Raw genomic sequence first — 10,666 nt, forward strand, 5'->3', positions numbered from 1 at the left:
TAGGTATTCGTTGGAACATCGCTTATAGTGAATGGGACGATTACCGCAAACAGAACGGGCAAGATGAATGTATAGGTAATCCACAGTCGAGAGGTATTCCCACCTGGTTTGTTTTGCCCGATGATATGATGTTTAGTGAGAAGTTCAGCGGTGCGATGCAGAGGCTTGATGAATTAAGAAAAGGTAAATAAGTAATGGAACAGGGAGAAATCATATTATACCAGCCGGATGAAGCGGTCAAGTTGGAAGTGAGGCTGGAAGATGAAACCGTTTGGCTGACACAGGCGCAAATTGTGGATCTTTTTCAATCCAGCAAAGCAAATATAAGCGAGCATATAAAAAACATATATGATCAGAAAGAATTAGAGGAAAGTTCAACTGTTCGGGATTTCCGAACAGTTCGACAGGAAGGCAAACGGCAAGTGATGCGCAATCTGACTTATTACAATTTGGATGCGATCATATCCATTGGGTTTCGTGTCAATAGTAAAAGAGGTATTTTATTTAGGCAATGGGCGAATAAGGTTTTAAAGGACTATCTTTTAAAAGGGTATTCCATTATAAACGTTTGTCAGAACTTGAAAGGACTGTCGCTCAACATACCGAGAAGATAGATTTTTTTGTGCGTACTGCCTTGCCCCCGGTCGAAGGCATTTTTTATAACGGCCAGATTTTCGATGCGTACAAGTTCGCTACCGATCTGGTAAAGTCGGCCAGGCGTTCGATCGTGCTTATCGACAACTATGTGGACGAAACGGTTTTGCTCATGTTGAGTAAACGCAGCGTCGGTGTCTCGGCCACCATTTACACCCAGCGTATCACGCAGCAACTCCAACTTGATCTTGACAGGCATAACAGCCAGTACCCACCTATCGACATCAGGACGTACCGGGACAGTCACGATCGTTTCCTGATCGTTGATGAAACGGACGTGTACCATATCGGAGCCTCGTTAAAGGATCTGGGGAAAAGATGTTCGCTTTCTCAAAGCTGGATATTCCGGCGGCTGTGATAACCGACCTGTTATAATATCCCTTGTCTTATGAATGTGGTTATCTATTCACGTGTAAGCTCGCAGTCGGCCAGGCAATCGACCGAACGGCAGGTTGTCGATCTGGAGAGGTTCGCAGCCGGACGGGGGTACGAGGTGACGGCGGTCTTTGAGGAAAAGATAAGCGGACGAAAGGCCAATATCGAACGCCCGGTTTTAAGCCGTTGCCTGGAATACTGCACGGATCCGCAGAACCGGGTGGATATGTTGTTGCTGACCGAGATCTCACGCCTGGGGCGTTCAACCCTGGAGATCCTAAAGTCGCTCGATACGCTGCACACGCATAAAATATGCGTGTATATTCAAAACCTGAACCTGGAAACATTACGGCCGGACAAGACGGTAAACCCCTTGTCCTCTCTGATCACTACCCTGTTGGGGGAACTGGCCGCGATCGAACGCCAGGGGATCATCGACCGCCTTAATAGCGGACGGGAGTTGTACATCCAGAAAGGGGGCAGGCTGGGACGGAAGCCGGGAAGCCGGAAAACGGCCGAACAGAGGAAAGAGGAATACCGGGAGGCGATCGCTTTGTTAAAGAAAGGCTACTCGATCCGGAACGTGGCGAAGCTCACGGGAAAGGCCGTTTCGACGATACAACAAGTAAAAAAAGACTTCATTAGTAGCTGATTATCAGAACAAATGTTGTATTTTTGCAACAAATACGAGTAAATGCACATAATTAAAAACGAGTATTTGCACGAAAATAATCAGAATCTAAATAAAAACGGTTATGGCAACAATGGCGGAGAAAATGGCGGCTTCACTGGAGGAATTAAGAAAGCTCCAGGAGAAAGACCGCTGTGTCGTCCTGCAAGGGACGGTCGAGATAGGGAGGACGCATTTAACCCGGCTGTTGGATAACGGCTGGTTGCAGGAAGTAATGAAAGGCTGGTATATTGCGGCCAGGCCGGGAACAGAGGGGGACACGACGGTCTGGTACACCTCATTCTGGTATTTTATCGCGAAATACGCGGCTGTCCGGCTGGGGGAACAATGGTGCTTGACGGCCGACCAGTCGCTGGATCTGTATTCGGGGAAAACGACCGTGCCCGTGCTGGTGATTATCAAGTCGCCGAAAGGCCATAACAACACGCAAAAGCTGATGTATGATACCTCGCTTTTGGTGTTTCAAAGCGAGATTCCGGATCAGGTATATAAAGAGCCGGAATACGGCCTTAATCTCTATCCGCTTGCCGAAGCCCTGGTATATGCCACGCCGAGATATTTCCAGGTGGAGAGGATCGCGGCCCGTACCTGCCTGGCCATGATACGGGACGCTGCCGATATATTAAAGGTACTGGCGAGAAACGGGGCTTCGCTTCGTGCCGGAAGAATAGCCGGGGCGTTCCGGAACATCGGGAACAGCGAAATCGCCGACTGCATCGTTTCCACGATGCGGGGGTTCGGGTATGACGTGAGAGAAGAAGATCCGTTCGAGGATCAGCCACGAACGCCCCTTGTTTATGAGGTGTCGCCTTACGTCACACGCTTGCGCCTGATGTGGGAGAACATGAGGGATAAGGTTGTAGAACTGTTTCCCGAAGCCCATGGAAAGATTGATGACGTGGAGGGGTATTTGAGATCCGTCGATGAAAAGTATTCGGAGGACGCTTATCATTCTCTCTCGATCGAGGGATATAGGGTTTCCCCGGAACTGATCGAGAAAGTGCGTGTCGGGAACTGGAAGCCGGAGGAAGAAGATAAGGAGCATAAAAACGCGCTGGTGGCACGTGGGTATTACCAGGCGTTCCAGGCTGTCAGGGGGACGATCTCCGATATACTGAAAGGAAAGAACGCAGGGGAAGCGGTAAGGGCGGATCATCCGGTCTGGTATATGCAGATGTGGATGCCGTTCGTTACGGTGGGGATCTTGCAAAGGGAGGATCTTGTGGGTTATCGTACCGGGCAGGTCTATATACGGGGACCGCAACATATCCCGTTGAACCCGAAAGCGGTCAGGGACGCTATGCCCGTCCTTTTCGATCTCTTGAAGAATGAGCCGCACCCGGCGGTAAGGGCTGTCCTGGGACACTTCTTTTTCGTGTATATTCACCCCTATATGGACGGGAACGGGAGAATGGGACGGTTCGTCTTGAACGCCATGCTTGCGTCTGGAGGCTATAACTGGACGGTCGTTCCGGTGGAGCGTAGAAAAGAATATATGAAAGCGTTGGAAAAGGCCAGCGTGGAAGGGGATATTTCGGAGTTTACGAAAGTAATCGCATCATTGGTCAAGTAATGAATAGGGGAGTATATAAAAACAAAACCCTGGAGTTTGTCTTACGACAGGGACAACAGAGGATTACTACGCAAGTATAGGGAGTATATCTCGTTTATACAAGGATTTTATGGCTTTTCTGGATTGATTTTAAAAAGAATAGAGGTTTGTTCCCTAGAATGTAGTATTTACTACTTTTAGTATTTTAGTGTATTAGTACAATTTTGTAAGTTTTATCATGGCAAAAGAACTGATCCGTGTCCCCAGGTATAATTCCGTGCTGATTGAACGGTTGTATGAGGCAGGTGGAAACGTCATGCTCGATCTGATCATATACCTGGGCAGCTATCACCTCAAAGACTTGTTCGGGACTTCCTGGTTCTCCGTAGAAGACTTTTGCCGTAAGATGGGGTATGACCGTACCAACTTGCAGCGCAAGCTGGATAGCCGGCAGCTTGCGGCCATGTTCGGAAAGAATATGTAGCCGGAATATGTATGTACTGGCACGGCAGGACAGAGAATCAGCCATCCTATCGAGACGGTTTTTGAGGCGGCTCTCTATAAACTGGGATTGGAGAACCTCTGCTATCCGACCATTGGCGAGGATGGCCGTACATCCTATAATTTCGTGCAGATCCTGAAACGTTTCGACATAATGACCGATTTCAAGACGAAGAAGTCAACGAAAAGGCTGTACTCGGCAGTGGTAAGCCCGGAGATAAAAAATTTCATGTTCTCGCTCTATAACCTCTTGGAGCTTCAGGATTACCGCAGCATGCCCAGCCGTTACCGCTATTTCTATCTGGAGCTTTCCAAGATGGTTTACCTGATCAAGTATAAGACCGCCAAGAATGAGGCTCCTTTTTATGTGCTGACAGTCGATCAACTGGCTAAAAAGCTCGGCATAGAGATTGCCGAACCCAAAGACCGGAAAAAGAAGGTCGCCTCGATACTGAAAAAGATGAATACTTACCTGAAATATACCAATTTCAATTTCTCTTTTGTGAAAGGCGATCATGAGAGATGGGTATATACCGTGTTGTTCTCGTTTCCTAGGCATACGCTGCACTATTTTGATGAAGGACAATATGCTGTCGTAGTGAAGAAATTCTATAAGAACCTGCTTGGGCTGTATGTCGAGATTGCCTACCCGGACACGGATATGGCTGTCAGGAGGAAGAAGATCAAAGAGGTGGAGGAAGATGCCGGACTGTATAAAGAGTTCCTTTTATGGGCAAACTCCCCGGAAAGCGTAGAAAAGAAAAAACAAATATATATCAGTGATTTCGTGGCTGTATTCGGCAGGTTTCCGGAAGGATGGGCACAGGAAGAGTTGGAGAGTGCCAATGGAACGGAAGTTGCTCCTGCTCCTGAAGAGTTTATATCCCCGGAAACGGACGGGGCGGTGAATATGGACAATCCAGCTGTGTAGAACCGTCCACTCCTTTTGCTTTAGTTGTGTAAAAATGTCCGGTTTCACTGGTCAGCTGTGTAAAACCGTCCACCCGTTGATGAAAGGAATAGGTAATAGCTGTTTTTTATATGTCAGTATATCAGTGAAATAAAATAGAGAAGTTTTTGAATAAAAGGCATTGGCTGTGTAAAACCATCCACCAAAATACATAATAAAGACCTAAACTCCTAACCCCTTTAAATATCCCCAAAGAAATGACCGGGAAAATTTATTTTCCCTTCACATGCCCTATACATACTTTCGGAAAAAGATTTTTCGGAAGTATGTGTTGATTTTCACGTTTTTTTATATGATTGGAAGGCGGTTCTGTTCTTTTGTATCCCAATTGGTTTTTCAGGGCGTTCCCTTCTGGCCGGACTATTCGTTGCAAGTCCTCGTTACCCTCCGGGCTTTTCCCTGCTATCCCTAACGCTCTACGCTCCGGCTATGCCGGAAGAGAGGTATGATGATTTTTTCTTGAACTGATAGGAACGTTGCGAAGGTAGGCGTGGACGGAACGCCCGATATTGAAAAGCCAAATCTCCATCCTCCCATTCCGGGAGGTAGTATTTACCAGTTCAATCCCGTTCTGATCCGTCTTTCCCGCTTTCTCTTCAATGCACTGTTCCCAATCAGTTGAGGAAAAATTTATGGTTGGGGCGACAAGCGATGTTTGCGAGTATTAATCTTTTAATTTTTGGCAGTATGAAAACGAAGAGAACCGTATTTGAGGTGAATGACGTTTATCGGGTGATGGAAAACAGCGAGTTGATTTATACCTTGACGAACAGTGAGAAACTGAAACGTGAAGAATATAAGTATGAACAGATGGAAATGGACGGGTTGTTTTTGTCTGATGTACTGGAAACACTGACACCCAGCCGTAAAAAAGTCGCTTATGCGGCGATTGAGCTATATAAACGGCTGAAAGAAGGGCAAGTTGAAAGTCCTGCGCTTTTATCCAGCAATAATGTTTATAAAATGATGCATCCTGTTTTGTCCGATATAACTACTGAAGAGATGTGGGTGCTGTTGCTGAACAGTTCGTCCAAACTCATCCGTAAAGTCCGTATCTCATGCGGTGGGATAAATACCGCCCCTGTGGATATACGGGTTATCATGAAGCAGGCATTGTATTATAACGCCGTATCTTTTATCATGGTGCATAACCATCCGTCAGGGGCACGCAAGCCCAGCGGTGCGGATGACCGTTTGACGGAAGCGGTTAAAAAAGCCGCTGAAACATTAGACATCCGTCTGTTAGACCATGTGATTGTGGCAGGCAATAACTATTATAGCTATGCGGACGAGGGAAGATTGCAAAAGAGGTAAAGGTGGACGGGAGAAATCCCGTCTGCCCGGAATTTCGGCTTCGGGGTTCTTTTTTGGCAGTTACCCCAAAAAAGAACCAAAAAAATGCTTCCCAGACTATCGATGCGACATCGTAAAATACGCAAGGACGTGGCTTTTCAGAATAAATACATATCTTCGCGCCAAAGGTGATCGGAATGAATATATTTTCTGCTTTTGATACAGGCGTTATGGTGGCTCTTTTACTGGGCATTGAGTTTCTTAGAAGTGATATCCGAACGATTCTCTATTGTAAAAGGAATGATCCCAGGATTCTTAAGAGTTGCTTATATACGCTGCTTATATTATTGACCAGCCTTTATTCTATTGTGGCCGGAGCCATGCTTCATCCGGAACCCGTACCTGTTTATGAATTGATACCCGGTTTTCAAATAGGAGTTTATGGCTTTTCTTTTTCGTTTATATTGCTCGCTGTTGCATGTCTTTATCGTAGAACATTACCTTTTGTCCTTTTGGGGTACGCTATGATATATGTAATCGGTGTATTGATACCATTGCTTAGGTATGTAGTGTCTATGATGGATTATTTCATTCGTACAAGGGTATAGCAGGTTAATTTCTTGATTGTATCGGATTGCCCTTTTTATGGGCTGCCTCCCCCGGCTTTTTGCTCGGCAGAGGTTTCTGGATTCCGTAAATGGCAAGTTACAGCCAAGTGTCTTTATTATATGAAAAATAACGATGAAGAAGTGTCGCCGTATACAGGCCACACCGATTGTTTAACGCATGAAATGCAAAAGTAAGCGAATGACTTAATTAATATTTCGGTGAAAAATTGCCAAAGTATTGTACACATTAATCAAAGTTTAAATAAAGTCGTATTACCGGAGATAAGGAATGTGAAAGGATATTTGAATTTTGATATGATCGGTTGTAACAATAATGAGAAAGCCTACTCGTATGGTTTATCTCTTCATGAAAGTGTACCCTGCTTTCGGTGATTGGCAGAAGAACGATATCAGAGATGTATCTATTATATCTTCCACATATCCAAAAAAAATTTGGTAACTATATACAATCTTACAGTATAACCTTTGTAAATAAGCGCAAAATTATATTAAGTTATGTTAGTGAAATATAACCTTGTAAAAATGTATTCTTGTCAGTTTTTCTGACACTACAACCTTGCAAATCATGAATTATAAACTTTGGCATACTATTCGCATTATATTGATTAGTGTCATAGGCATCCGTTTGCTGATAAATTAGAAATGATATACGGCTGGCTCTTATAGATGTCTCACCAGTAAATGAGAATACGTGATGATAATATGTTTTACTTATAAAAGATTGTTATGGGTATCAAACCAGGACCAAAAAGGATTGCAAAATCTACGGGAAAACCTGACCGTCGTCAAAGAGACAACAAACAGACTCCAGGGAATACACCATCTTTGAAGCCCCATATTCATAAGAAGGGGGATTAAACTCCAAATAAAAACGGACGCCCTTGTTTGGCATCCGTAGAGTCAATTGTAAATGCTCATACTTTAAAACCTTGCTGCAACAAGGTCATGAGTTTTATCAAAGCTACCGTCATTTTTGGCACTATGGCGGTGGCTTTTTTTCATAACGGTAGAATAATATTTTATTATATATTATTGTTATTTTAATATGAAAACAACTCTTTTTAATACTTGTGTTTTACACTAAAATCCTTCCTTCACGATCCGTTTGATCGGGAGGAAGAATCGTTCGATCAGGCGTAATTCTTCCGTTACGATCTCCGCAGAGGCTTGCGTCTCGGGCGAGACGGGCAGTTCGATACCGTAATTGGTTCTCAGGCCCTCGGGAAAATCGATATCCGCCGTATAGTACTCGTCGGTAGGGACCAACGAGATATTCGATACCACGCCGTTTACCACGCCAAACTCCTGATCCGGGAAATTGGAGAAACGGACGATCGCCCGCTGGCCTCTCCGGACTTTTCCCGAGCGTGCTATCGGTATGCGCACCTTCCCCACCAGCCGGCTCTCGCCTTGCGGCACGACGGTGAAAGCCACCTCTCCTGACGGGATATACTGGTTCTCGTTCCAGTACTTGGTGAAGGTCACGGCACCTTCTATCGGGGCGATCAGGCAATAACGCAACCTCCACTCGTTCATGCTGTTCAGCAACTGCTCCCGGGCGGTCTGTAATTCCTGCTGTAGCGTGAATTCTTTCTCGCTCCGCTCCAACGTCAGATCCAGCAAGGATTGCTCTTGCTCCCCGATCTGTATCCGGAGGTTCTCGGCCGAGGCTGCCGCCCCTTCCAGCGAATAACGGCTTTGCAGCAGGGAAGCCCGTGCGGTCTCATGCTCGTAGGAGGAAATCACGGACCGGCTATACAATAATGAATCCCGGGCGTATTGTCGTTCCGCCAAGGCGAATTGCTCCGAGAGGGTCTTGCGCTGCCGTTCGGTCTCGTTATAGTAAGCCTTATACGACGCTATCTGCTTGCGGATGGAGGCCATTTTTTGCGGATAATAATCGATCTCCCTGTAATTGATGCAGGCATGGAGCGCCGAGAGTAGTCCCGAGTAAGCCGCTTGCATATCACCCAGTGACAGCTCTTTGTACTTTGATAATGCCTTGTCCAGGCTATCCACATTCACCCCGGATCGTTCCAACGCCTTCTCTAGGTATATGGCATCCTTCGTGTTGGCGTGGTTCTCTATGACCGCCAGCCAATCCCCCTCCCTTACCGGACGATTATCTCTCACGAGCAGCTCCTGTATCTTTCCCGCCGCCCGTGTCACCACTGCCGTGGCGGGATGTTGCCCCGTCAATGTCATGTCAGCCGTGATCACGTCAGGATACTTGAAGAAACAGCTCCCCACCAGCAACGCCACGACCACGAGAAACAACAGCGTTATCCCCCACCGTACGATCCAGGCCGGCACTTGCCCCATCACCTCCTGTACCTCCTCGCTCCTCAGTTCTATGTCCTTACCGGAATCCCTCTCCATAACTGTCACTTGTCAACTATCAACTCCCCAATTCCAACTGGTTCTTTACCAATTTATAATAAGTCTCCCGCAAGGCTGTGAGTTCTTGATGCGTCCCTTCCTCCACGATGCGTCCCTTGTCCAGCACCACGATCTTGTCCGCGTCACGTACCGTGCTTAGCCGATGGGCCACGACCACCACCGTCCGTCCTTTGTAGAAGGCGTGCAACTGCTCCATGATCTCCCGCTCGTTGTTGGCATCCAAGGCGTTCGTGGCCTCGTCCAGGAAGATGAAGTCGGGATTCTTGTACACCGCCCGGGCGATCAGGATCCGTTGCCTCTGCCCTTGGCTCACTCCGTTTCCCTCCATGCCTATCTTCGTATTATATCCCAACGGGAGCGAGTCGATGAAATCCCGGATATTCGCCACCGTCACGGCATGTAGCAGGCGTTCCTTGTCCACCACCTCCTCGCCGGGGGCGATGTTGTTGGCGATCGTATCCGAGAAGATAAAACCATCCTGCATGACCGAACCTGTCTTACTACGCCATACGTGGGGATTCAAGTTCCTGAGGGAGGTATCGCCGATCCTCACGTCCCCCTTGTTGGGGTTGTAAAAACCGAGAAGGAGTTTCACGATCGTCGTCTTCCCGCTCCCGCTGGCCCCCACGATAGCGGTCACCCTGTTATGGGGTATCGTCAGGTTGATATCCTCCAGCACGTAATCCCTGTCCGCCCCATCATAGCTGAAGCTGAGGTTTTCCAGCCGCAGCGTCCTGTCATCGGGGAGAACATTCAGCCTTATCCCGCCTGCCTGTTCCTCGTCCTCCTTCCCGTGTATCTCGCCGAGCCGTTCCAGACTGATCTTCGCGTCCTGCAAGGACCGTGAGAAATCGATCAATTGCTCGATCGGTGAGGAGAGCTGCCCCACGATGTAGGTCACCGACATCATCATACCCAGTGTCATATCCCCTTGCACGACGGCCCGTGCCGCGATGAAGGAGATGAGTATGTTCGTGGTCTGGTTGAAAAAGACCGCCCCGAGTTGCTGATATTGTTGTAACGCCAACCCCTTGATCCCTATCTTGAAAAGTTTTACCTGTATCCGTTCCCATTTCCATCGCATCTTGGTCTCGCAATTATTGAGCTTGATCTCCTGCATTCCGGTGATGAGCTGGAATAGGTTGCTCTGCTCCCCGGCCGCCTGCGAGAAACGCTTTACGTCCAGCTCCCTCCTCCATCTCATGAAGGCGAGTACCCACGTCACGTATAACCCGTTACCTACCAAGAAGAGTCCCAGTATCGTCCAGTCGTAATAGGCCAGCACGAACCCGAACACGATGAAGTTGACGAAAGAGAAGAGCGTATTGATGGATGTCCCCGTCATGAAATCCTCGATGCGGTCATGGTCTCCGATGCGCTGCATGATATCGCCCACCATCTTGGTATCGAAGAAATGCAGGGGCAGGCGCATCAGCTTGGCGAGGAAATCGGAGATCAAGGCGATATTGATCCTCGTGTTTACGTGCAGCAATATCCAGCTCCGTATGAAGTCCACGGATAGCTTGGCGATAAAGATCACCAATTGCGATATAAGGATCAAGGTTATGAAACCTAGGTTGTTGTCCCGTATACCGGTATCC

The 10,666-nt window shown here is 47.4% G+C and carries 8 protein-coding genes and 2 pseudogenes; 8 read left to right on the forward strand and 2 right to left on the reverse strand.

Going from position 1 to position 10,666, the window contains the following annotated elements; all coding sequences use genetic code 11:
• From DW033_RS21815 to DW033_RS21850, 8 genes and pseudogenes are all read left to right on the forward strand, one after another.
• Positions 1-191, forward strand: a pseudogene (locus DW033_RS21815) (hypothetical protein); the annotation flags it as partial.
• Positions 192-194: 3 nt separating this feature from the next.
• A pseudogene (locus tag DW033_RS21820) lies at positions 195-1,029 on the forward strand (virulence RhuM family protein).
• Between the two features lie 13 nt (positions 1,030-1,042).
• Positions 1,043-1,681 carry a recombinase family protein gene (locus DW033_RS21825; RefSeq protein ID WP_007564634.1) on the forward strand — a complete coding sequence of 213 codons (639 nt, stop codon included), beginning with the start codon at positions 1,043-1,045 and terminating at the stop codon, positions 1,679-1,681.
• Positions 1,682-1,784: 103 nt separating this feature from the next.
• Positions 1,785-3,293, forward strand: a complete 1,509-nt coding sequence (locus DW033_RS21830) for a Fic family protein (RefSeq protein ID WP_122383143.1) — start codon at positions 1,785-1,787, stop codon at positions 3,291-3,293.
• A gap of 256 nt (positions 3,294-3,549) precedes the next feature.
• Entirely contained in the window at positions 3,550-3,756 is a 207-nt protein-coding gene (locus DW033_RS25100) for a hypothetical protein (RefSeq protein ID WP_226766937.1), read from the forward strand.
• A gap of 87 nt (positions 3,757-3,843) precedes the next feature.
• On the forward strand, positions 3,844-4,704 hold the full coding sequence (locus DW033_RS21835; protein WP_009276891.1) for a hypothetical protein: 861 nt from the start codon (positions 3,844-3,846) through the stop codon (positions 4,702-4,704).
• 726 nt (positions 4,705-5,430) lie between these two features.
• Positions 5,431-6,057 carry a RadC family protein gene (locus DW033_RS21845; RefSeq protein WP_233554289.1) on the forward strand — a complete coding sequence of 209 codons (627 nt, stop codon included), beginning with the start codon at positions 5,431-5,433 and terminating at the stop codon, positions 6,055-6,057.
• A 176-nt stretch (positions 6,058-6,233) separates the two neighbouring features.
• Positions 6,234-6,644, forward strand: a complete 411-nt coding sequence (locus tag DW033_RS21850) for a hypothetical protein (RefSeq protein WP_122140448.1) — start codon at positions 6,234-6,236, stop codon at positions 6,642-6,644.
• A 1,101-nt stretch (positions 6,645-7,745) separates the two neighbouring features.
• Here the strand turns inward: DW033_RS21850 and DW033_RS21860 are convergent.
• Positions 7,746-9,044 (reverse strand): HlyD family secretion protein, encoded by a 1,299-nt coding sequence (locus DW033_RS21860; protein ID WP_122383146.1) that lies wholly within the window; start codon positions 9,042-9,044, stop codon positions 7,746-7,748.
• Positions 9,045-9,063: 19 nt separating this feature from the next.
• Positions 9,064-10,666 (reverse strand): peptidase domain-containing ABC transporter (locus DW033_RS21865; RefSeq protein WP_147423692.1); only part of this gene is annotated, 1,603 nt, incomplete at its 5' end.

The organism is Parabacteroides sp. AF39-10AC, assembly GCF_003635405.1.
GTDB lineage: Bacteria > Bacteroidota > Bacteroidia > Bacteroidales > Tannerellaceae > Parabacteroides > Parabacteroides distasonis.

Bases quoted from the DNA above. Each gene is read 5' to 3' on its own strand.
- DW033_RS21845 (WP_233554289.1), top strand. From the start codon at position 5,431: ATGAAAACGAAGAGAACCGTATTTGAGGTGAATGACGTTTATCGGGTG.
- DW033_RS21850 (WP_122140448.1), top strand. From the start codon at position 6,234: ATGAATATATTTTCTGCTTTTGATACAGGCGTTATGGTGGCTCTTTTA.
- DW033_RS21830 (WP_122383143.1), top strand. From the start codon at position 1,785: ATGGCAACAATGGCGGAGAAAATGGCGGCTTCACTGGAGGAATTAAGA.
- DW033_RS21825 (WP_007564634.1), top strand. From the start codon at position 1,043: ATGAATGTGGTTATCTATTCACGTGTAAGCTCGCAGTCGGCCAGGCAA.
- DW033_RS21860 (WP_122383146.1), bottom strand. From the start codon at position 9,044: ATGGAGAGGGATTCCGGTAAGGACATAGAACTGAGGAGCGAGGAGGTA.